At 67.4% G+C, this 21448-nt stretch carries 19 protein-coding genes and 1 tRNA gene; 8 read left to right on the top strand and 12 right to left on the bottom strand.

Annotated elements, in window-relative coordinates:
• Positions 1–11 precede the first annotated feature (11 nt).
• The 6 genes from AB0I54_RS06600 to AB0I54_RS06575 form a co-directional block, all read right to left on the bottom strand.
• Positions 12–779, bottom strand: a complete 768-nt coding sequence (locus AB0I54_RS06600; RefSeq protein WP_363294787.1) for a glucose 1-dehydrogenase — start codon at positions 777–779, stop codon at positions 12–14.
• 28 nt (positions 780–807) lie between these two features.
• On the bottom strand, positions 808–2403 hold the full coding sequence (locus tag AB0I54_RS06595; RefSeq protein ID WP_363294786.1) for a long-chain-fatty-acid--CoA ligase: 1596 nt from the start codon (positions 2401–2403) through the stop codon (positions 808–810).
• Entirely contained in the window at positions 2400–3542 is a 1143-nt protein-coding gene (locus tag AB0I54_RS06590; protein WP_363294785.1) for an acetyl-CoA C-acetyltransferase, read from the bottom strand. Before AB0I54_RS06590 ends, AB0I54_RS06595 begins: the two co-directional genes overlap by 4 nt.
• A gap of 49 nt (positions 3543–3591) precedes the next feature.
• Positions 3592–3957, bottom strand: coding sequence for a hypothetical protein (locus AB0I54_RS06585; protein ID WP_363294784.1), 366 nt, complete (start codon positions 3955–3957; stop codon positions 3592–3594).
• 246 nt (positions 3958–4203) lie between these two features.
• Positions 4204–4425, bottom strand: a complete 222-nt coding sequence (locus AB0I54_RS06580) for a hypothetical protein (protein WP_363294783.1) — start codon at positions 4423–4425, stop codon at positions 4204–4206.
• Entirely contained in the window at positions 4422–4616 is a 195-nt protein-coding gene (locus AB0I54_RS06575) for a transposase (protein ID WP_363294782.1), read from the bottom strand. Before AB0I54_RS06575 ends, AB0I54_RS06580 begins: the two co-directional genes overlap by 4 nt.
• A 213-nt stretch (positions 4617–4829) precedes the next feature.
• On the opposite strand from AB0I54_RS06575, the gene AB0I54_RS06570 reads away from it, so the two are divergent.
• From AB0I54_RS06570 to AB0I54_RS06545, 6 genes are all read left to right on the top strand, one after another.
• Positions 4830–5573, top strand: a complete 744-nt coding sequence (locus tag AB0I54_RS06570) for a FadR/GntR family transcriptional regulator (protein WP_363294781.1) — start codon at positions 4830–4832, stop codon at positions 5571–5573.
• Positions 5574–5935: 362 nt separating this feature from the next.
• A complete protein-coding gene (locus AB0I54_RS06565) occupies positions 5936–7135 on the top strand; it encodes a thiolase family protein (RefSeq protein WP_363294780.1) in 1200 nt (399 codons plus the stop codon).
• Positions 7132–7974, top strand: a complete 843-nt coding sequence (locus AB0I54_RS06560; RefSeq protein ID WP_363294779.1) for a 3-hydroxyacyl-CoA dehydrogenase family protein — start codon at positions 7132–7134, stop codon at positions 7972–7974. The genes AB0I54_RS06565 and AB0I54_RS06560 overlap by 4 nt, the downstream gene beginning before the upstream one ends.
• 233 nt (positions 7975–8207) lie before the next feature.
• Complete coding sequence (locus tag AB0I54_RS06555; protein WP_363294778.1) at positions 8208–9002, top strand: electron transfer flavoprotein subunit beta/FixA family protein; 795 nt, start codon at positions 8208–8210, stop codon at positions 9000–9002.
• Positions 9003–9056: 54 nt separating this feature from the next.
• Complete coding sequence (locus AB0I54_RS06550) at positions 9057–10019, top strand: electron transfer flavoprotein subunit alpha/FixB family protein (RefSeq protein ID WP_363294777.1); 963 nt, start codon at positions 9057–9059, stop codon at positions 10017–10019.
• A gap of 28 nt (positions 10020–10047) precedes the next feature.
• Positions 10048–12309, top strand: a complete 2262-nt coding sequence (locus AB0I54_RS06545) for a (Fe-S)-binding protein (protein WP_363294776.1) — start codon at positions 10048–10050, stop codon at positions 12307–12309.
• A gap of 101 nt (positions 12310–12410) precedes the next feature.
• On the opposite strand, the gene AB0I54_RS06540 is transcribed toward AB0I54_RS06545, so the two are convergent.
• The 4 genes from AB0I54_RS06540 to AB0I54_RS06525 form a co-directional block, all read right to left on the bottom strand.
• A complete protein-coding gene (locus AB0I54_RS06540; protein ID WP_363294775.1) occupies positions 12411–12914 on the bottom strand; it encodes a transposase in 504 nt (167 codons plus the stop codon).
• 46 nt (positions 12915–12960) lie between these two features.
• Positions 12961–14025 (bottom strand): helicase-related protein, encoded by a 1065-nt coding sequence (locus AB0I54_RS06535; RefSeq protein ID WP_363294774.1) that lies wholly within the window; start codon positions 14023–14025, stop codon positions 12961–12963.
• Positions 14026–14101: 76 nt separating this feature from the next.
• Complete coding sequence (locus tag AB0I54_RS06530; protein ID WP_363294773.1) at positions 14102–15316, bottom strand: DEAD/DEAH box helicase; 1215 nt, start codon at positions 15314–15316, stop codon at positions 14102–14104.
• Positions 15317–15570: 254 nt separating this feature from the next.
• Complete coding sequence (locus AB0I54_RS06525; protein ID WP_363294772.1) at positions 15571–16602, bottom strand: serine/threonine-protein kinase; 1032 nt, start codon at positions 16600–16602, stop codon at positions 15571–15573.
• Between the two features lie 21 nt (positions 16603–16623).
• On the opposite strand from AB0I54_RS06525, the gene AB0I54_RS06520 reads away from it, so the two are divergent.
• Both AB0I54_RS06520 and AB0I54_RS06515 read left to right on the top strand, forming a co-directional pair.
• On the top strand, positions 16624–17319 hold the full coding sequence (locus AB0I54_RS06520; RefSeq protein WP_363294771.1) for a CBS domain-containing protein: 696 nt from the start codon (positions 16624–16626) through the stop codon (positions 17317–17319).
• Positions 17320–17887: 568 nt separating this feature from the next.
• Entirely contained in the window at positions 17888–19582 is a 1695-nt protein-coding gene (locus AB0I54_RS06515; protein ID WP_363294770.1) for a recombinase family protein, read from the top strand.
• Here the strand turns inward: AB0I54_RS06515 and AB0I54_RS06510 are convergent.
• Positions 19564–19648, bottom strand: a tRNA-Leu gene (locus AB0I54_RS06510). The genes AB0I54_RS06515 and AB0I54_RS06510 overlap by 19 nt on opposite strands.
• A gap of 139 nt (positions 19649–19787) precedes the next feature.
• Positions 19788–21350, bottom strand: coding sequence for an aldehyde dehydrogenase family protein (locus tag AB0I54_RS06505; protein ID WP_363294769.1), 1563 nt, complete (start codon positions 21348–21350; stop codon positions 19788–19790).
• Positions 21351–21448 lie beyond the last annotated feature (98 nt).

Raw genomic sequence — 21448 nt, 5'->3', positions numbered from 1 at the left:
CGTCGGCATACTCACGTCAGCGCCATCCCGCCATCGATCGCAAAGCTGGAGCCGGTGACATAGGTCGCAGCATCGGACGCGAGGAACACTGCCAGCGGACCCAACTCGGAAGGCTCCGCCACACGACGCTGCGGGATCGCAGAAAGCATGACCTCGTTCGTCTTCGGGTCGGCCATTCCTTCTTTGGTGATCTCTGTGGCGAAGTAGCCTGGTGCGATCGCATTCACCGTCACGTTGTGGCGGGCCCACTCGCGCGCGAGTGCGCGAGTGAAGTGAGCCAACGCCGCCTTCGACGTCACATAGGCAGTGTGCTGAGGAACCGCCCGCGTAGCCCAAGCGGATGTGATGTTGATGACCGTGCCCTTGCGGCGGCGCACGAGCTCTGCCCCGATGCTGCGGGTCAGATTCACCGCTGCGATGAGGTTGAGGTCGATGATGGCAGTCCAGTCTTCTGCGGACGTCTCCAGCAGCGGAGTCGGGTAGTGCATGCCTGCGTTGTTCACCAGGATGTCGACGCCACCGAAGCGCTCAAGGGTCGATCCGAGGATGAGCTCTCCTGCCGCAGGATCAGTGACGTCCGCGACGACGGTATGCACCTGCTCTCCAGTCGGGTCCGCCAGCTCGCACGTCTCTGCGAGGGCGTCGGCCGTCCGGGCGGCGATGGTGACCTTGGCGCCGGCACGGACATAGGCGGCAGCAATCGCCTGTCCGATACCCCGGCTTGCGCCAGTGACGACAGCGACCTTCCCCGCCAGGGGTCGCTCAAGGGTGTTGCTCATGAAGTTCCTTACGTGGAGGTATGAGGAATCAGCCGACGACGGACCTGGCGAGCACCGCGGCCTTCAGCCGCATCGCCTTCTTGTCGAGCTTGCCGATGCTCGTCTTCGCGATCTCGGGGACGAATTCGATGAAGTCAGGCAACCACCAGCGCGGCACGCTCTCCTCAAGGAAGGCGCTGAGCTCGGGGCCACTAAGGGTCGAGCCTTCCACTCGGGTGACGAAGGCAAAAGGTCGCTCGCCCCACTGAGCGTTCGGGACCGCGACGACCGTCGCCTCGCGCACGTCCGGATGGGCCACGATCGCGTTCTCGAGTTCGACCGAGGAGATCCACTCTCCGCCCGACTTGACGAGGTCCTTGGTGCGATCGACAAGTCGAATCACGCCGTCTTCGTCCATCGTGATGATGTCACCGGTGCGCATCCATCCGTCCTCGGTGAAACGGTCCTGGTTCTGCTCCGGAGCGTCGTAGTACGCCGACGCGATGGTATTTCCGGTCAACATCATTTCGCCGCCCACGGACTCATCGGTGCGTATACCGATCAGCGGAAACGGGCGCCCTTGGGCCAGACGTGCCGACATCCACTCCGGGCTGTCGGGCACGAGTCGCGCCGGCGGGCGCCCCACTCCGATGAGCGGATTGCATTCGGTCATGCCGAATCCGATGACCGCAGGGATGCCGACCTCGTCGAAACGCCGCATCAACGCCTCGCTGATCGGCGCGCCTCCAGCGATGACGTCGCGCAGGGAGGACAGGTCCGGGATGTCGTCCAGGTAAGCGATGCCGTGCCAGATCGTCGGGACCGCGGCGGCGAAGGTCACCCGTTCGTCGGCGATGATCTGTGCCAGTCGCTCAGGGGAAGAGTTCTCGCCAGGCAGCACGAGCCGGGCGCCTGTCATGAAGCATGCGTATGGCAGGCCCCATGCGTTGGCGTGGAACATCGGCACGATCGGAAATACAGTGTCACGTTCGGCGATCGCGTAGAAGTCCGGCAGGCTCTGCAACAAGGTGTGCAGCACCGTCGAGCGATGGGAGTAAACCACGCCCTTCGGGGTCCCCGTTGTGCCCGACGTGTAGCACATGCCGGCCGCGGAGTTCTCCGGAATCACAGGGAACTCGAAGTTGGGATCACCCTCGGCGATGAGACGTTCGTAGTCAAGCGCTCCGGCCCGCTCACCGGAACCGATGACGACCTCGCAGGCAAGAGATTCCACCTCGGGGAAACGGTCGCTCAGCGAACCATCGATGAAGGCCATCTTGTCGCCGGCGTGATCGACAATGAACCGAATCTCTTCGCTGTGGACGCGGATGTTGATCGGATGGAGAACCGCACCCATCGCAGGAACGGCGAGATAAAGCTCGAGGTGCTCCTGGGTGTTCCAGGAGAAGGTCGCCACTCGGTCACCGATGCCCACACCGAGACGCTGGAGGGAGGAGGCGAGCCGCCGGACGCGCTCAACGGTCTCCCCCATCGTGCGAACCGTGCGCTCATTCCCACGGAACGAGATCACCTCTTGGTTCGGGAAGAAGCGCTCGGCACGCTCGACGAACTCGCTCAAAAGCAGCGGCCGCTCATTCATCAGCCCCGGGAACGGGAGGTTTGCCATATCGATGTTCTCCCTCACACGCGCTCGATGATTGTGACGTTGGCGAGTCCGCCGCCCTCGCACATTGTCTGCAGTGCGTAGCGGCCACCACGCCGCTCCAGCTCCGCCAGAACGTCGCCCATGATGCGCACGCCGGTAGCGCCGAGCGGATGGCCGAGCGCGATCGCGCCGCCATTGACATTGGTGCGCTCAAGCGGAATGCCGGTGTCGCGGAGCCAGGCCAGCACGACGGGCGCGAACGCTTCGTTGATCTCGAACAGGTCGATGTCATCGACGCTCAGGCCCGCACGGTCGAGAGCCTGCCTGGTCGCCGGAATCGGAGCCGTCAGCATGAAGACCGGGTCCGACCCCAAGACGGTCATGTGATGCACCCGCGCCCGCGGGGTCAGGCCATGGCGCGCGAGTGCCGCCTCCGATGCGACCAGCATGGCTGACGCTCCGTCGGCGACCTGGCTCGAGGTCGCCGCTGTAACCATCCCGCCCTCAGTGAGGGTACGCAGGCCGGCCATCTTCTCCAGCGAAGTGTCGGGGCGTGGAGTCTCGTCACGGGAGAGACCATCGACGGGAACGATCTGAGCGTCGAACAGGCCTGCACTGACGGCCGCGGCCGCGCGCTGGTGGCTGAGCAGCGCAAACTGCTCCAACTCGGCACGAGTCAGGCCCCAACGGTCCGCGATCAGCTCCGCCGCGCGGAACTGGGTGATCTCCTGGTCGCCGTACCTCTTGCGGAAGCCCACCGAGCCGGAGAACGGGTCGGGAGCTGTGTCCGTCTGCCAGCTTGCGGCGATCGGCACTTGGCTCATCGACTGGACTCCGCCGGCGATCACGAGATCGGCGGTGCCGCTCATGACGGCCTGCGCGGCAAAGTGGACGGCTTGCTGAGACGAGCCGCACTGACGATCGATGGTGACCGCCGGCACGCTCTCAGGAAGGCCGGCCGAGAGCCAGCTTGTGCGGCCGACGTTGGCCGCCTGCGAACCGATCGGATCCAGACAACCGAAGACGACATCGTCGACGACGGCTGGGTCCACGCCGGTGCGGTCGACGAGGGCTCCCAAGACTGCAGCGCCCAGGTCGGCCGGATGGATGTTTGCGAGACCACCACCGCGCCGCCCCAAGGGCGTGCGAACAAAATCAACGATAAATGCATCAGCCACTAGGGACTCCGTACGTACTAAGTTCGAGTATGCCGGGCCTGCGGCCCGATCAGGCGGTAGCGAAGAGGACGCCGAGGTTGCTGTAGTCAAACGCATCAGATCGCGTGAGCTCGGACGTCCGTATCCGCGCCCACACCTCACGCGCGGACCCATGGACGCGATACACGGCCACCGAATCGAAGGGACGCCCCTCGGCCAACTCACCGAATGGATTGGCCTCCGAGTGGGGTTTGATGTCCGAGATGTCGTATCGCACCGCCTCGGTCAACTCCGGAAACGCCGCGAGGACCTCAGGGACGTGGACCGTGTCGTACCACGCGACGAACTCTTCCTGTCTACCCTCTGCCGCTCGGGCGAAGATCACCAACAGCTCGCAAGCTGAACCAATATGCACGGCACTCATAATGTTGGACATTCACCTGATGGTCAAGGCCTGCGAGTGACGGCAGTGACCTCAGCAGTGACCGAACCGCCGGGCTCGACGACATCGAGTGGGCCGGCCAGGTCACCTCGCGCCGCCGCGATCTCATCGGTGCGCTCGCCGAGACCGTGCTCGACAGGCAGCTCCCTCCGTTGGAACACACCGCCGTCGACCTCGCCCTCGACCGGGCGGTCCGCGGCGCCGACGTCCCCGTGCCCCCGATGGTTGTCGACCGACTCCTCACCCTCGAGTGGCGCCTGCGGGGGCGTGTGCGAGGAAGTAGGTGATCTCGCGGTGGAGTCGGCCGTCCTTGCCGCGTCGGTTGGGATGCAGGCTGCGGCGCAGCACCAGCCAGTGCGTGAAGCCGTCGGCACGGCTCTCGTCCTTCACCTGGACGGCGAAGGCCGTCCAGTCGTAAAGTCCTTCACCCTTGGCGCCGTCGCCGCAGGAACGGCGTTTCATCGCTCACGGTCCGAGGTCCACTCCTCGGGCACGTACAGGCGGCGGTCGATGAAGGCGTGCCCTGTGGCGGTGGCGTAGGTGAGCATCACCATGGTCTGGCAGTTGCCGACGTCGCCGGTCAGTCCGCAGTGCTGGAAGGCCACCCCGACCGACTTGGTGCCCTTCTCCTGGGCCATGGCGCTGCTGAACATGCGTGTTTGGGGAGGAGTTTGCTGCCGTGGCGCCGTCTCCGCCGAGGAGAGATTACCCCGCCTGCGACAGGCCGCGACGGTATACATTATGCCTAGGTGCAAACGTCAGACATTAGCCACCCTTTGCACGTAACATCAACATCCACTAGCCCGGCACGTAGCGCATCGGCTACGGCGCGTGATCGGCAATGAGAGAAACGGGAGGGCAACAAGATGGCCATGAAAGCGAACGGCGACGCACCCCGCAAGGTGATCGGCCGGACGGTGCTGCGGCCGCGTGAGCAGGTCGAGGAGACCATCAGGGCCGCCATCCTGTCCGGCGAGCTCAAGTCCGGCGAGATGCTGCCTCCAGAGGCGGAACTGGCGCGCCAATTCAACGTCAGCCGGACGACCTTGCGCGAGGCCCTGCGGGTGCTGACGTCACAACATCTGATCACAAAGGTGCCTGGGGCCAGGGGCGGCAACTTCGTACAGTCGATCGACTACCACTCGCTGGGCGACGTCATGATGGAGTCGGTCGACAACCTCCTCGCCCTGGGCAGTATCGAGTTCGACGAGGTGGCCGAGGTGCGGCAGCAGCTCGAGGTGCCTGCCGTACGCCTTGCGGCAGTCAATCGGACTGACGAGCACATCCAGCAGTTGACCGCGATCGTTGAGCGGCAGAAGACCGCATCGGTGGACGATCCCGAGATCCCAGAGCTCGACCGCCAGTTCCACACTTTGATTGCGCGTGCCTCTGGCAATCGGGTGCTGGCCAGCTTCGTCACTGCTCTTCACCACGCCACAGAGCCGGTGCACTACCTGGACCTCTCGCCCGAGGTCGGCCGCGAGACCGTCAAGCAGCACCAGCAGATCGTCCGGGCCATCCAGCGGCAGGACCCGGACGCAGGCGAGACGGCGGTGATCAAGCATCTCACCTACCTGAGGCGCCACATCACAGCACATCGGACTCGCTGACGGCATGCTCCTCAGGGCGCCCTGCACACATCTAAATGTTGGACCTTGCGCGGCCTGTCTATTGTCAGTAACGTGCCTGTCGTCGCACCATCTGTGTCCCGCGCTACACCACCCGGTGTCGCCGGCAGCGCGGATCACTACGCCGAGGTGCTCGGGAAAGACGAGGCCCGTCAGGCCTGCCTGTGCCAAGGCCCGCACGCTCTCGTGGGCGAAGGCATGGGTTGCGTCGTCGTAGCCCAGCGGCCGTCGTCCTCCAAGCCGGACCGGGGCGTCGTGGAGTTCGAGGTGCGCGTCACCAACCAGCACGACGTTGTCGTCCAGCACGGCACAAAGACCATGCTCATCGCCCGAAAGGACCCTCGATGGCCTCCGCCTTCCTGTACGCCGCCGCGCGGACGCCGTTCGGCCGCTTCGGCGGTGCCCTGGCCGGCGTGCGTCCTGACGACCTCGCCGCCACGGCGCTCGACGGCGTGCTGGCGAAGGTACCCGAGCTGGACCCGGCCCTGATCGGCGACGTCGTCCTCGGCAACGCCAACGGCGCGGGCGAGGACAACCGCAATGTCGCCCGCATGGCCGTGCTGCTGGCCGGGCTGCCGGTCTCGCTGCCCGGATCGACGGTCAACCGGCTCTGCGGGTCCTCGCTCGATGCCGCGATGACCGCGTCACGGATCGTCGAGACCGGCGACGCCCACGTCGTGCTGGCGGGCGGCGTGGAGTCGATGACCCGTGCGCCGTGGGTACTGCCCAAGCCCTCCCGTGCCTACCCTGCGGGCAATGTCACGGCTGTCTCCACCACGCTCGGTTGGCGGCTGATCAATGAGAAGATGCCGGCCGAATGGACAGCCTCACTGGGCGAGTGCAACGAGCAGCTTGCCGACCGGTTCCAGATCTCCCGGGAACGCCAGGACGCCTTCGCCGTCCGCTCCCATCAGCTCGCCGACGCGGCCTGGGCGGCCGGACGGTACGACGACCTGGTGGTCGCTGTCCCCGGCGTCGACCTGGCCTGTGATGAGGGGATCAGGCCGGGCTCGACGGTGGAGAGGCTCGCCGGGCTGAAGCCGTCGTTCCGCCCCGACGGCTCGATCACAGCGGGCAACGCATCTCCACTCAACGACGGCGCCTCCGCCCTGGTGGTCGGCTCGGAGGAAGCCGCCTCGGTCATCGGCACCGCACCGCTGGCCCGGATCGCCGGCCGTGGTGCCCACGCGCTGGCGCCGCAGGACTTCGGGTTCGCGCCCGTGGAGGCCGCCAACGCCGCGCTCGCCCGTGCCGGCATCGAGTGGGCGGACGTCGAGGCCGTGGAGCTCAACGAGGCGTTCGCGGTCCAGTCCCTGGCCTGCGTCGATGCCTGGAAGATCGACCCTGGCATCGTCAACACCTGGGGCGGTGCGATCGCGATCGGCCACCCCCTCGGCGCATCCGGGGGGCGCATCCTCGGCACCCTCGCCCACCGGCTCATCACCGACCGGCAGCGATGGGGTGTCGCCGCTATCTGCATCGGCGTCGGCCAGGCCCTCGCCGTCGTCATCGAGAACGTCACCCTCGGATCGGAGAACTCATGAGCCTTCCCAACAGCGTCGGTGTCTACGGTGGCGGCCGGATGGGAGCAGGCATAGCGCACGCCTTCCTCCTGGCCGGCACCTCGGTGACCGTGATCGAGGCCGACGAGGCAGCCGCGGCAGCGGCCGATGGGCGTGTTCGCGACAGCCTCACCAAGGCGGCCGAACGCGGGAAGCTCCGCGAGCCGCTCCCGCAGGTTGCGGAGCGCCTTACCGTGACGACAGACGCGTCGGCGCTCGCCTCGTGTGTGCTCGTCATCGAGGCGGTCCCCGAGTCCGTCGAGTTGAAGACGTCAGTGCTCACCCGCGTGGAGGAGCTTGCCCCCGAGGCGTTCCTGGCCACCAACACCAGCTCTCTCTCCATCGACAACGTCGCGACGTCGCTGGCGCGGCCGGAGCGGTTTATCGGCCTGCACTTCTTCAACCCCGTTCCCGCCAGCGAGCTGGTGGAGATCGTGATCGGCTCGAAGACGTCAGCGGATCTCGTCGCCGACGCCAAGGAGTGGGTGAAGGCCCTGGGCAAGACGGCCATCACGGTGACCGACTCCCCAGGCTTCGCCTCCTCACGCCTCGGTGTCGCACTTGCCCTCGAAGCGATGCGGATGCTCCAGGACGGTGTCGCCTCGGCTGCGGACATCGACACCGCCATGACGCTCGGCTACAAACACCCGATGGGCCCTCTGAAGACCACGGACGTGGTGGGTCTCGACGTCCGGCTTGCCATCGCCGAACATCTGGCGAAGGAGGTCGGACCACACTTCGAGCCGCCCGCCATCCTGCGTGAGAAGGTCGCGGCCGGGCACCTCGGCCGCAAGACCGGACAAGGCTTCTACACGTGGTAATGCCAACGCGCACAAGTTAACTGCGTGGGCCGTACCTCGATGGAAATGGGCATCCGCGTGGAAGCCGAACACGTGCAGAGCGCCACAAGTCGACATGCAAACAACTCCGACTTCGAGGCGTTCGCCGGCGAAGCCTGCACCCGAACCGACCGAACATCTGGCTGTCCGGGATGCCACGTCGAGAACGCTGCCGGCCGCGAAGCAGCCCAACCCTGATTGGCAGGACACAAGTTATGAGTCTGAAGATCCTGGTTACCGTGAAGTACGTGCCCGACGCCACTGGCGACCGGCACTTCGCCGATGACCTGACCGTCGACCGGGACGACGTGGACGGTCTGCTCTCCGAGCTGGACGAGTACGCGGTCGAGCAGGCGCTGCAGATCGCCGAGAACTATGACGGTGACGGCGACGCCGAGGTGACCGTGTTGACGGTGGGTCCGGAGGACGCCAAGGACGCGCTGCGCAAGGCGCTGTCCATGGGTGCGGACAAGGCGATCCACGTCGAGGACGACGACCTGCACGGCACCGACGCCATCGGCACCTCGCTGGTGCTGGCGAAGGCGGTCGAGAGGGCCGGCTTCGACCTGGTGATCTCGGGCATGGCCTCCACCGACGGCACCATGGGTGTCGTTCCCGCGCTGCTGGCCGAGCGTCTGGGTGTCCCGCAGGTCACGCTGCTGTCTGAGGTGTCGGTCGAGGACGGGGTGGTGAAGGGCCGCCGTGACGGGGATGCCGCCTCCGAGCAGTTGGAGGCGTCGCTGCCGGCGGTGGTGTCGGTGACGGACCAGTCGGGTGAGGCGCGGTACCCGTCGTTCAAGGGGATCATGGCGGCGAAGAAGAAGCCGGTTGAGTCCTGGGACCTGTCGGATGTGGACATCGAGGCCGACGAGGTCGGCTTGGAGAACGCCTACACGGTGGTGGAGTCGGCGGCCGAGCGTCCGGCGCGGACCGCGGGCACGATCGTCAAGGACGAGGGCGAGGGCGGCAAGCAGCTCGCCGAGTTCCTCGCGAGGCAGAAGTTCATCTGAGGCCCGCTCGCTTCCCGCCCCTTCACACTTCGCAAGCAGGAGAGAAGAAGTCCCATGGTTGAAGTTCTCGTCTACATCGACCACGTGGACGGTGCCGTCCGCAAGCCCACCCTGGAGCTGCTGACCCTGGCCCGCCGTATCGGCGAGCCGGTTGCGGTCGCCCTCGGCAAGGGCGCCGCCGATACGGCTGCCACGCTCGCCGAGCACGGCGTGAACCGCGTCCTGACCCACGACGCCCCGGAGTACGCCGAGTACCTGGTGGTGCCGAAGGTGGACGCCCTGCAGGCCGCCTATGAGCAGGTGTCCCCGGCCGCCGTGCTGGTCCCGTCCTCGGCGGAGGGCAAGGAGATCGCGGCGCGGCTGGCGCTGCGGATCGGTTCGGGCATCATCACCGACGCCGTCGACCTTCAGTCCGGCGACGAGGGCCAGGTGGCCACGCAGTCGGTGTTCGCCGCGTCGTTCACCACCAAGTCCCGGGTGTCCAAGGGCACGCCGGTGATCACGGTCAAGCCGAACTCGGCCGCCGTGGAGGCCACTCCGGCCGCGGGTGCAGTGGAGGCGCTGTCGGTGTCCTTCTCCGAGCAGGCGACCGGCACGAAGATCACGGGCCGTACGCCGCGTGAGTCGACGGGTCGTCCGGAGCTGACCGAGGCCGCGATCGTGGTCTCCGGCGGCCGTGGTGTCAACGGTGCCGAGAACTTCTCGATCATCGAGGCCGTCGCCGACTCCCTCGGTGCGGCCGTCGGTGCCTCGCGTGCCGCGGTGGACGCGGGCTGGTACCCGCACACCAACCAGGTCGGCCAGACCGGCAAGTCCGTCTCGCCGCAGCTGTACATCGCCAACGGCATCTCCGGTGCGATCCAGCACCGGGCCGGCATGCAGACCTCGAAGACCATCGTCGCGGTCAACAAGGACCCCGAGGCCCCGATCTTCGACCTGGTCGACTACGGCGTGGTCGGCGACCTGTTCGAGGTCGTTCCCCAGCTCACCGAGGAGATCAAGACCCGCAAGGGCTGAGTCCCGCGAGAAACTGAAGGCGTTTACCATGCAACTCGCCGCGATCATCGCGTCGTTGGTCATGGCGGTGGTGGGTGTGGCGCTGTTCGCCCGAGCCATCCGTCAGAACTTTCTGTTCGTGCGGCTCGGGCAGAGCGTCCCCAAGGGCACCCGCACCGACCGTCCGAAGCAGCGGAGCCTGACGCTGCTCAGGGAGTTCCTCGGGCACACCCGGATGAACCGCTGGGGCATCGTCGGTGTCGCGCACTGGTTCGTGGCGATCGGCTTCTACACGCTGCTGCTGACGATCGTGAACGCCTTCGGCCAGCTGTTCAAGGCCGACTGGATCCTGCCGGTCATCGGTGACTGGGCGCCGTACAACGTCTACGTCGAGTTCATCGGCACCATGACGGTGGTCGGCATCCTGGTCCTGATCGCCATCCGGCAGCTGACCCGGCCGGGCGGGGCGGGCCGCAAGTCCCGTTTCGCGGGCTCCAACACCGGCCAGGCGTACTTCGTCGAGGCCATCATCCTCATCGTCGGCGTCTGCATCTTCATGCTGCACGCGCTCGAGGGCGCCCAGCACCACGTGGACGGCTACGAGGCCTCGTTCTTCCTCTCGTACCCGGTGCTCGCGGCGCTGAAGGGCCTGGACGTCTCCACCCTCCAGAACCTCACCTACTTCTTCGCCGGCCTGAAGATCGCGGCCTCCTTCACCTGGATGATCGTGGTCTCGCTGAAGACCGACATGGGTGTGGCCTGGCACCGCTTCCTGGCGTTCCCGAACATCTGGTTCAAGCGGAACGCGGACGGCGAGACCTCGCTCGGCGCGCTGCTGCCGATGACCTCGGGCGGCAAGCCGATCGACTTCACCGACCCCGGTGAGGACGACGTCTTCGGCGTCTCCCAGGTCGAGCAGTTCTCCTGGAAGGGCCTGCTGGACTTCTCCACCTGCACGGAGTGCGGCCGCTGCCAGTCGCAGTGCCCCGCCTGGAACACCGGCAAGCCGCTGTCGCCGAAGCTGCTGATCATGTCGCTGCGCGACCACGCGCACGCCAAGGCCCCGTACCTGCTGGCCGGCGGCGGCAAGACCATGGAGGGCGAGGAGAAGGCCTCCGAGGAGCAGCTGAAGGACGTTCCCGCGGCCGCGCTGGCCGAGGCCGAGCGCCCGCTGATCGGCACCGCCGAGGAGAACGGCGTCATCGACCCGGACGTCCTGTGGTCCTGCACCACCTGCGGCGCCTGCGTCGAGCAGTGCCCGGTGGACATCGAACACGTCGACCACATCGTCGACATGCGCCGCTACCAGGTCATGATCGAGTCCGCGTTCCCGTCCGAGGCGGGCACGATGCTCAAGAACCTGGAGAAGAAGGGCAACCCCTGGGGCCTGGCCAAGAAGCAGCGCCTGGAGTGGACCAAGGAGGTCGACTTCGAGATCCCGGTCGTCGGCAAGGACATCGAGGACCTCTCCGAGGTCGAGTACCTGTACTGGGTCGGCTGCGCCGGCGCCCTCGAGGACCGGGCCAAGAAGACCACCAAGGCCTTCGCCGAGCTGCTGCACATCGCGGGCGTCAAGTTCGCGATCATGGGCGGCGACGAGAAGTGCACCGGTGACTCCGCCCGCCGCCTGGGCAACGAGCCCCTCTTCCAGGAGCTCGGCATGGAGAACGTCGCCGCGCTGAACATAGCCTTCGGCGAGGACATGGACGAGGAGGGAGAGGTGGACGAGTCGACGAAGAAGCCGAAGTCGGCGAAGAAGATCGTCGCGACCTGCCCGCACTGCCTCAACACCATCGGCAACGAGTACCCGCAGCTCGGCGGCGACTACGAGGTCATCCACCACACCCAGCTGCTCCAGCACCTGGTCGACGAGGGCAAGCTCATCCCCGTCACCCCGGTCGAGGGCATCATCACCTACCACGACCCCTGCTACCTGAGCCGCCACAACAAGATCTACACGCCCCCGCGCGAGATCATCGCCAACGTCCCTGGTCTCAGGAACGAGGAGATGCACCGCCACAAGGAGCGCGGCTTCTGCTGCGGCGCCGGCGGCGCCCGGATGTGGATGGAGGAGCGGATCGGCAAGCGCATCAACAACGAGCGTGTTGATGAAGCCCTGTCGTTGAACCCCGACATCGTCTCCACCGCTTGCCCGTTCTGCCTCGTCATGCTCACGGATTCCGTGAACGGCAAGAAGAACGAGGGCAAGGCCAAGGAGTCCATCCAGGTCGTCGACGTCGCCCAACTCCTCCTCGACTCCGTCAAGACACCGGCCCGGGACCTCATCGAAGAAGTTTCTGCCGGCATGTAGCGAGCGTCTCTGACGCGTAAATAGCTCCAGGTCAGGGTGAGTCTGGGCAGGGTTGGGTGCCCGGTGGTCGTCGCGGCCGCCGGGTCTTTGGCTGTGGGTGGTCAGGCTGCGCCTTCGATCGGGTTGAGGGTGACGGTGTAGCCGAGCTGGTTCAGCCGGTTGATGGCCTGGCGGGTGGCGCGTTCGGGGTCACGCTGGATGAAGTAGGTGCCGCCGAGTTCGTGGTAGGGGACGTTGTCGGTGAGCATGTGCCAGATGGCGGTGATGATCGAGTGCTCGACGGCGACGAGGGCCTTGAGCGGGCCTCGGCGGGCGGCCAGACGCTTGTAACGGGCCTGCAGGTAGGTGTCTTTGCTTCTCGTCACGCTGAATGCCGCGGTCCCGAGGGCGCCCTTGAGGTAGGGGTTGCCGGGGCGGACCTTGGTGTTCTTGGTGCGGCCGGCGGACTCGTGGTGGCCGGGGCAGACCCCGGCCCAGGACGCGAGGTGCTTGGCGGAGGCGAACCGGGTCATGTCACCGCCGGTCTCCGCGATGATCACCTCGGCGGTGGTCTGGTTGACGCCGGGGATGGTGTCGAGCAGGTCGAGGGCGCATAGCCGGACCAAGAACGCGTGGTGCTCGCGGAACCGCCCGGTCAGGGCCTCGGTCAGTTCAGGGAGTGATGTAGGAGACGTTCGGCCACTGAGAGTCGCCGGTCTCCCGCGCGGCCTTCAGCCGCCGGGCCGCGAGCTCCTTGGAGAAGGTGACACGCATCCGGGCCGGCCGGTCCTTGCCGGGCAGGATCTCCGGCTCGTCCAGATACGACTTGGGCAGCGCCTTGAGCCGGTAGAGCAGGTCCCGCGGCGGTTCGAAGGCGATGGTGCCGTCGTCGTCGCGGCGCAGCGACAGCATGTTCTCCGGGTTGGGGCGGCAGACCTGCTTCAGCGCCTCCTCGAAGTAGTCGGCCGTGGACGCGAAGAGCCGGGGCACCACCGCGCGGGAGACCTGCGGCTGGTCGTGCACGGCGCCCACCTGGCCGAGCAGCCCGGCGAGGAAGGCGGCCCCGCCCTGCTGGGACTGCTTGATGGACTCCTCGACCGTGCGGCCGGCAATCAGGTCCTGGGTGAGGCGGCTCTCCTCCTCCTTGGCCCGGTACAGGCCGGTAACCGCCTCGGCCGATCCCTCGATCCGGTGGGCCTCCTCCTCGCGTGCGAGGAGCTTCTCGCCCACCAGGCGGTCGTCCAGTGTGCGGGGCTCTCCGGTCGTCTCGTCCGTGCGCCAGGGGACGTCGCCGGTGAGGATAAGCGCGCGGAATTCGGGCCGGTGCGTCTGGCCGTAGCGGTCGATACGGCCGTTGCGCTGCTCGATGCGGATCAGGGACCACGGCAGGTCGTAGTGGACCAGGCGGTGGCACTGCTGGTGGAGGTTGACGCCCTCGGAGGCGACGTCGCCGGTGAACAGGATGCGCACGGGATCGTCGCGCAGCCCGAACTTCTCGACGATGTCCTGCTGTTCCTGGTCGGTGGTGGCCTCGCCGGGCATGACCTGCACCGCTCCGCCGAAGGCCAGCCAGGGTTTCTTCTCGTCCTTCTTCCCGGCCGGGACCGCGGTGCGCGGGAAGCCGAGGGCCGCCGGTACGGTCTCGGCGAGCCATCGCAGGGTGGGGATGCTCTCGGAGAACACCACCACGCGGGTCTCAGAGCCGGGCCCGACCCCCATGTCTTTCAGCTCGTCCACCAGCGCCTGGAGTTTGGCGGAGTCCTGGTCCTCGATCTGCTCGGCCAGCTGCTGCAGGTCGACCAGGGCGGCCCGCTCAGTCTTCCGCGCCGCCTCGCGGACGGCCGGGTCCTCCGGGCGGGTGCGCCGCTTGGCGCCGACGTCGGTCTTTGTCCGGCGGCGGGTTGTCCAGGTTGCCGATCCTGGTCTTGATCGTTGCCAGCAGGGCCTTGTGCGAGGACAGGAACGACTTCAGCAGCCGGTACGGGACGAGCTGGTGCCGGCTCGCCGAGGGCGCGGTCGGATCGGCGGGGATCCAGCGCGTGGCCAGCTCCCTGAAGACCGCGAGTTCCTTGTCGGTGGCCGGTACGTGGATCGGCCGGGAGGGGCCGCGGTCCGCCCAGGCGTTGTCCCTCAGCGACTCCCGCACCTCCGGCGAGGTTTTCGTACGCCGGATATAGAGGTGCTTGAGGTCGTCCACCTCGTACTGGGACGGATTGGCGATCGCCGCCTCGTCGAGCATTCTGATCAGCTCGGCGAAGGAGACGGCGTCGCCGTTGTGCGGGGTGGCCGAGGCCAGCACCAGTGCGTCCGTCCTGCGGGCCAGCAGCCGGGCCAGCGCGTTGTTCTTAGTGCCGCGGTTGACGAGGTTGTGGGACTCGTCGATGACGACGGCGTCCCAGTCCGTGTGCTCCAGATGGTGGGCGTACATGTCGCTCTTCAGCGTATCCACGGAGATGATCACGCGCTTGAAGTACGCGAACGGATTACGGCCCGCGGGGATGTCCCGCTGCACCCGCTGGATGCCGGTCGAGTCCAGCCGAACCAGCGGAATCCCGAACCGGGTCCACAGCTCCCGTTGGAACTGCTCCAGCACGTGCTGCGGCGTCACGACCAGGATCCGCTCGCCCCGCCCACGCCGGATCAGCTCCGCGAGCAGGACCCCGATCTCCAACGTCTTGCCGAGGCCCACGACGTCCGCGATCAGGATCCGCGGCTGTGGGTTTTTCATCGACAGTGCCAGCTCGGCCGGCCGCAGCTGGTGGACCTGCTGGTCCATGAGGAAGCCGTCCGCCAGCGCGAGCCCATGCTCGGTTTGCGGCAGAAACGTCTTCCGCACGATCGCCTCGAGGAAGAGCCGGGACCGTCGTTGGTTGGGCGAGTCGTCCGCCACCAGTTCCGTCTCGCGCGGGTCCAGCATCTGCACGACGTCCAGCCGGTCGTAGAAGACCGCGTCCATGCCGCGGACGAACGGCGAGATGCCCGTGACCTCCACCATCCAGCCGTCACGGGTCCACTCACACTTCCGCACGAGCCACAGGTCCTCACGAATCAGAACCTGCGCCCCCGGGGCGTAACCGCCCGTCGACGGCCGCTGGTGCTGCGGTGACGCGGCCTCGGCCTCGCGGGCACCCTGCGCTACATCGCTCCGACCGGCCACGGTTTCTGTCCCGACGCCCAACGTCCGCTCCACTCCTTACCCACGGCTCACCGCACGCGGGGCGTGCTCAAACCCGTCCCGGAATCGCCGTCCACAAGTTTCTCACCAGCCACTGACACCGTCGGTCACAGGGCGGCATCGACCGCATACTGAGCGCGCAGCTCCTCGGCAACTCGCTTCGACGCAGGCGGCCGCCCACGGGTGGGCCGAGGCTTCGGCCCTGTCTCCTGCCGTACGGCAGGCTCGCCTGGCACGTGGGCCGGGCCCTCCTCGTGATCTGCCTCGCCGTCCCTCTCGTCCGCCTGCACCACGTCGCCTGCGCGGCGCCCGTCGAGCGGCGAGTCGACGCCACCGGCCTCTTCCAGCCTGGCCTGGTCCTCGAGCAACTTCTCGAATGACGGTGACAGTGGCCCCTCCGCCTCGTCCTGCGAACCGCCCTCGATGGTCCTCGCGATCAGCGCCAGCCGAGCGTCCGCCGGACTCAACCCGGCTTCCTTCAGCAGCTCCGTGCATGTCCGCGCGACGGCGTCGAGCTTCGGCCGGTCGTCGGGTTCGTGTGCGAGCATCGACGCGACGAGCGGCCGCAGCCCCTCCGGTACCCCGCTCAGATCCGGGCCGATGGCGGGATTCGCGACCTGCATGGCGACCGCCTCCCACGCCACGCCGTCATAGGGGTAGTGGCGGGCCGCCGCATAAAGCAGCACCGTGCCCAGTGCATACACATCCGCTGCCGGTGTCACCTTCGGATGCCCGCTCGCTTGCTCCGGCGGCATGCACCGCACCGTGCCGATGATCATGCCGCTGTGCGACAGGGACTCCTGCGCGGCGTCCATGAAGGCACCGAGCCCGAAGTCGATGATCACGGGGCCGTCCTTGCCCATCATGACGTTCTGGGGCTTGAGGTCCCGATGCACCAGGTCCGCCGCGTGCACTGCCTCCAGCCCCTCGGCCAGCAAGGCACCGAGGCTGGCAACCAGCGGCAGCGGCAGGACACCGCCCTGATCCACACAGGCCAGCAAGGTACGCCCGGCCACATACTCCATGGCCAGCCAGGGGCGGTCGGCAAACGGATCGGCCCCGACCAGCCTTTGCTGACTGACGCAGACGTCCCCGACGAAAAGGCCGAGCAGGCGCCGCTCACCTACCGCATCAACCATCTCGCCTCGGCCACCGGAGGCGTGGTGTCCGTTGCCCTGGGAGACACGCCGCGCAAGGCCATCACCGCGATGGTCTACCACGACTACTCTCAGCTGCCGGTGCTGGACGAATCCGGAAGGCTGTGCGGAGTGGTCACGTGGGAGTCCATTGGCCGCGCCCGTATGTCCGGCGGCCCTCTCACGCTGGCCGACATCTCCACTCCCGACCCTCTCAATCTGCTCGACCAAACGGAGCTCCTCCCCTGGGTCCCTCAGATCCAGCAGCGCGGGTACGCCTTCGTCCACGACAGCCAGCACAAGATCACCGGCATCGTCACCGCATCCGACCTCAGCATCCAATTCGGCGTTCGCGTCCAGCCGTTCGTTCTACTCGAAGAGCTGGAGCAGCGTCTGCGACGACTGATCAACCAGGCTTTGGACCGCGGCACCCTGATACTCGACCAGATCCACCTGAAACTCCTGCCGCACCGCAGGAAGAGAGTTCATGCCGCGGACGACCTCACCCTGGGCGAGTACCCCCACGTGCTCGAACCGGCAGAACACTGGGAAGCGCTGGACTGGGACGCCGACCAAAGCCTCGTCGTCGACTCGCTGAACGAATGCAAGGAGTTCCGGAACAGGCTCATGCACTTCAGCCCGGACCCCCTCCCGGACAGCGAGTTCGCTCCGGTTCGCGGTTTGCTCGAAGTGCTCCGGGCCCTGGACCCGACCGCCTGATGACTATTTCGCAGGACCTGCTTTGAACAGCGGGTCCTGGCACTGCCCGGGAGCATCACCGCCGGTAGTCGCCCCGGAATCTACTCTCAACCAAGAACGGCAAAACGGGGTAAGTCACCGGTCCAAGACCGTAAGAGCAGACGAATCGGCTGTACGCCGGGATTAGCCGCCTTGCCTCAAACGGTCATTAACCAGCGCAGGACGGCAAAACCGACGTGCAACATCTCTATGCGGGATGTGTCAGCACCGACGAGTCACCTGGTCCCGGCGCCAGCAGCGCATGCCTCAGCCCCCAGCCGAGCCATACTCAAGTACGGCCAACCCCCAGAGGGTCCACGTGACCCTCCCCGACAAGCCACCCAGTGTGACGGAGTCCGTCGCAGCCGCCCTCCTGGAGCTCCTTCGCGCCATGATCGTCGATCGGGGCCAGGAGGGCCTCGATCCCGAAGACACCTAAGCGGGCGGGGGTGGGCACGGCTGGCTCTTCTCGCCCGTTCGAGGTACGACAGACCGCCATATAACACCCGCAACGCGCTCCACGCCGTACATCCCGGGGGTCTGACCGCACGTGATCCGTTTCGCCTTCGCCGGACGCTGTTCCACCGAGGATCTTCAAGATCCCGAGGCCTCCAGAAACTGGCAGCTCACCCGCGCCCGAGCCCTGATCGAACCTGCCGGCGGCCAGATCGTCACCGAGTACTTTGACATCGGCCACAGCCGCTCTCTGCCCTGGCAGCGCCGCCCCCGCGCCAACGAACTCCTCCAAGCCCTCCGCGATCCGAACCGGGGGTTCGATGCGGTCGTGATCGGGGAGCCGCAGCGCACCTTCTACGGCAACCAATTCGGCAACACCTTCCCCGTCTTCGTGCACTTCCATATCCCGCTGTGGGTGCCGGAGGTCGGCGGCCCGATCGACCCGAACAACGAGGCACACGACGTCGTCATGTCCGTCTTCGGCGGCATGAGCAAGGGCGAACGCAACCGCATCAAGATCCGGGTGCGCACCGCAATGGGCTCGCAGGCCCAACTCCAGGGCCGCTACCTCGGCGGCCGACCGCCCTACGGCTATCGGATCACCGACGCCGGAACCCATCCCAACCCCGCCAAGGCAGCCGCAGGACAACGCCTGCACAAACTCGAACCCGACCCCACCACCGCGCCCGTCGTCCTGCGCATCTTCACCCAGTACGTCGACGGCATGAGCGACGAAGCCATCGCCCTCCGACTCAACCACGACGGCATCCGCTGTCCCTCCGCCCACGACGCCGCCCGCAACCCCCACCGGACGAAGAAGGGATGGCAGGCCGGTGCGGTCAGGGCGATCCTCCACAACCCCCGCTACACCGGCCACGAGGTCTGGAACAAACAACGCAAGGAAGAACGCCTCCTCGACATCGACGACGTCACCCTCGGCCACCGCACCACCATGACCCACAACCCCCGCGAGGAGTGGATCTGGTCCAACGAACCAGCACACGAGCCGCTCGTCACCAAGGAGCTCTTCGAGGCCGCCCAACGAGCCCGCAGGCAACGCGCCCGCGCCTACCAGCGGCAGGAACGCCCCACACGACGCAGCGACCGGCGGCCCTACGTCCTGCGAGGACGGGTGAGGTGCACGCTGTGCGGCCGCAAGATGCAGCCCTCCCCGATCCGCGACCGCGTCTACTACCGGTGCGAGTACAAGGAACAGGAAGCAGCCCTCTACCCCGGGCTCGACCACCCGCGCACCATCAACCTGCGCGAAGACATCATCTGCCGGGCACTGGATACATGGATCGCCCGCGCCTTCGCCCCGGACCGGCTCACCGCCACCCTCACCGCGCTCAGCCACGCGAGCGTCGCAGCAAGCGCCGCGCAGCCCCAGACACCCGAGCAGGCCCAAGCCCGCCAGGCGATCAAGGAATGCGAGCGGCGCCTCGCCCGCTACCAGGCCGCCCTCGACACCGGAGCCGACCCAGCCGTCGTCACCCAGTGGATCAACGACGCCCAACGCGACAAGGAAGCGGCACAGAAGAAGCTCGACGCACTGCCCGCCGTCACCCGGAAGAAGGAACCACCGCTCACCCCCGACCAGATCCGGGGATTACTGAGAGACTCGGAGACATCGCACAACGCATCCAGACCGCCGAAGCCGAGAAGAAGGAGCCCCTCTACGAAGCCCTGGGCATCACGATCACATACGACAACGCAACGAGGACCGCGACCGTTAGGTCGAGGCCCTCGCTTCCGTATCGCTATAAGCGGTGTCCGAGGGGGGACTTGAACCCCCACGCCCGATAAAGGGCACTAGCACCTCAAGCTAGCGCGTCTGCCATTCCGCCACCCGGACCAGGTGTCTGTCGCCTTGCCGGGGGTGTTCCCCTCGGCGACACGGACAACAATACCAAGCTTTCGGAGTGCGTTTCACCTGCGTATCCGTACGACGACCCGGTGGCGGCCGGCCGTGACCGGCGCCACCGGATCAGGGGTCACGGCATGAGCTGGTAGTCCGGGAAGTTTCCGGGCAGCCGCTCTCCCGCCGGGCCCTGGGTCACCGCGCGTACCAGGAGCTCGCCGCCGACGAAGGCGCCGCGCCAGGAGGCGCCGAAGCCGCCGAACAGTTCGTCGCGGTCGCCGCGGGAGCGGGGCTTGCCGTGGCCGACCTTGAACGCGCGGATCTGCGGGGCCAGCCGGTCGTAGGCGGCACGGTCATCGGTGGAGAGGGTGGCGACCAGCGCGCCGTTGGACGCGTTCATGGCGGCGAGCAGCTCCGCCTCCGTGTCGACCAGGACGATGGTGTCGACCGGGCCGAACGGCTCCGCGTGGTGCAGCGGGGAGGAGGGGGGCGGGCTCAGGAGGGTGACCGGCTGGACGTACGCCGAGGTGTCCTGGCCGGGCAGGAAGCGGGCGTCGGACAGGCTGCCGCGGTGCAGCGGGACGGCGCCGCGGTCGATGGCCTCGGCGACCTGGGCCCGCAGCTCCGTGGCCTTGGCCGCGTTGATCACCGGCCCGAAGTCCAGCTCGGGCGGAAGGTCGTCGGGGTGCCCGACGGCCAGCGGGTGGCCGACCTTGATCCTGCGGACCGCGGGGAGGTAGGCCGCCAGGAACTCGTCGAACAGGGTGCGCTGGACCACGAAGCGCGGGTATGCCGTGCAGCGCTGCTTGCCGTAGTCGAAGAGCTTGGGGATGACGGCTGTGAGGGCGTCCCAGTCGGAGAAGTTCCAGATGCCCCAGGTGTTGAGTCCTTCCTGTTCAAGGACGTGCCGCTTGCCGAGGTCGGCGACGGCTGTGGCCACCGCGGCGCCGGTGTCGCGGCCGCCGACGAAGGAGACGCAGCCGATCTCGGGCGCGCGGACCAGCGCCTCCGAGAGCTCGCCGCCGCTGCCGCTGACGAGGGTGACCGGGATGCCCTCGCGGGCGATCAGCGCCGAGGCCAGGGTGAGGCAGGCGACGCCGCCGTCGGTCGGCGTCTTGGCGATGACCGCGTTGCCCGCGAGCGCCTGCACCAGCATGGCGTGCGCGAGCACGCTCATCGGGTAGTTCCAGCTCGCGATGTTGGACACCGGCCCGTCCAGCGGGGCCCGGCCGGCGACCATCGGCTCGATACCGTCGACGTACCAGCGCACGCCGTCGATCGCCCGGTCGACGTCGGCCTGGGCGAGCCGCCAGGGCTTGCCGATCTCCCAGACGAGCAGCAGCGCGAGCAGTTCGCGGTGCTCGGTCAGCGCGTCGAGGGCGGCCGCGACCCGGGCCCGGCGCTCCTCCAGCGGGACATGCCGCCAGGCGCGGTGCTGGTCGAGCGAGGCCCGTACGGCCTGCTGGGCGGTGGTCCGGTCCAGCCGGGGCGCGCCCGCGATCGGGCTGCCGTCGACCGGGGTGGTCGCGGGCAACGCCCGGCCGTCCGGCTGCCAGGCGGCACCGTAGAGGTTGAGGACGCGGTCGTCCCGGAAGGCCTCGGGGGCGACGGCAAGGCAGCGCCGCCAGGCGTCGCTCCAGGAGGTACCGGGCTTCAGCGTGAGGGTGGGGCGGGTGGTGGTGAGCGTGGGTGCCATTCGTCTGCTCCGCTCTCGGGGCGGCGATCGGGGCGGGGTGTGGCAGGGCGGGGTGTGGCAAGGGTCGTCCCCGACGCCTGAGCCCGCTTCGACGCGGA

The sequence above is a fragment of the Streptomyces sp. NPDC050625 genome (assembly GCF_040654755.1).
Classification (GTDB): domain Bacteria; phylum Actinomycetota; class Actinomycetes; order Streptomycetales; family Streptomycetaceae; genus Streptomyces.
Note: the sequence above shows the minus strand (reverse complement) of the source record. Positions and strands in the feature narration are given on the sequence as shown.

What these genes read in the sequence shown, in the direction of transcription:
- AB0I54_RS06600 (WP_363294787.1), bottom strand. Translation starts at nt 779, where the DNA reads ATGAGCAACACCCTTGAGCGACCCCTGGCGGGGAAGGTCGCTGTCGTC.
- AB0I54_RS06585 (WP_363294784.1), bottom strand. Translation starts at nt 3,957, where the DNA reads ATGTCCAACATTATGAGTGCCGTGCATATTGGTTCAGCTTGCGAGCTG.
- AB0I54_RS06580 (WP_363294783.1), bottom strand. Translation starts at nt 4,425, where the DNA reads ATGAAACGCCGTTCCTGCGGCGACGGCGCCAAGGGTGAAGGACTTTAC.
- AB0I54_RS06575 (WP_363294782.1), bottom strand. Translation starts at nt 4,616, where the DNA reads ATGTTCAGCAGCGCCATGGCCCAGGAGAAGGGCACCAAGTCGGTCGGG.
- AB0I54_RS06570 (WP_363294781.1), top strand. Translation starts at nt 4,830, where the DNA reads ATGGCCATGAAAGCGAACGGCGACGCACCCCGCAAGGTGATCGGCCGG.
- AB0I54_RS06565 (WP_363294780.1), top strand. Translation starts at nt 5,936, where the DNA reads ATGGCCTCCGCCTTCCTGTACGCCGCCGCGCGGACGCCGTTCGGCCGC.
- AB0I54_RS06560 (WP_363294779.1), top strand. Translation starts at nt 7,132, where the DNA reads ATGAGCCTTCCCAACAGCGTCGGTGTCTACGGTGGCGGCCGGATGGGA.
- AB0I54_RS06555 (WP_363294778.1), top strand. Translation starts at nt 8,208, where the DNA reads ATGAGTCTGAAGATCCTGGTTACCGTGAAGTACGTGCCCGACGCCACT.
- AB0I54_RS06550 (WP_363294777.1), top strand. Translation starts at nt 9,057, where the DNA reads ATGGTTGAAGTTCTCGTCTACATCGACCACGTGGACGGTGCCGTCCGC.
- AB0I54_RS06545 (WP_363294776.1), top strand. Translation starts at nt 10,048, where the DNA reads ATGCAACTCGCCGCGATCATCGCGTCGTTGGTCATGGCGGTGGTGGGT.
- AB0I54_RS06525 (WP_363294772.1), bottom strand. Translation starts at nt 16,602, where the DNA reads ATGGTTGATGCGGTAGGTGAGCGGCGCCTGCTCGGCCTTTTCGTCGGG.
- AB0I54_RS06505 (WP_363294769.1), bottom strand. Translation starts at nt 21,350, where the DNA reads ATGGCACCCACGCTCACCACCACCCGCCCCACCCTCACGCTGAAGCCC.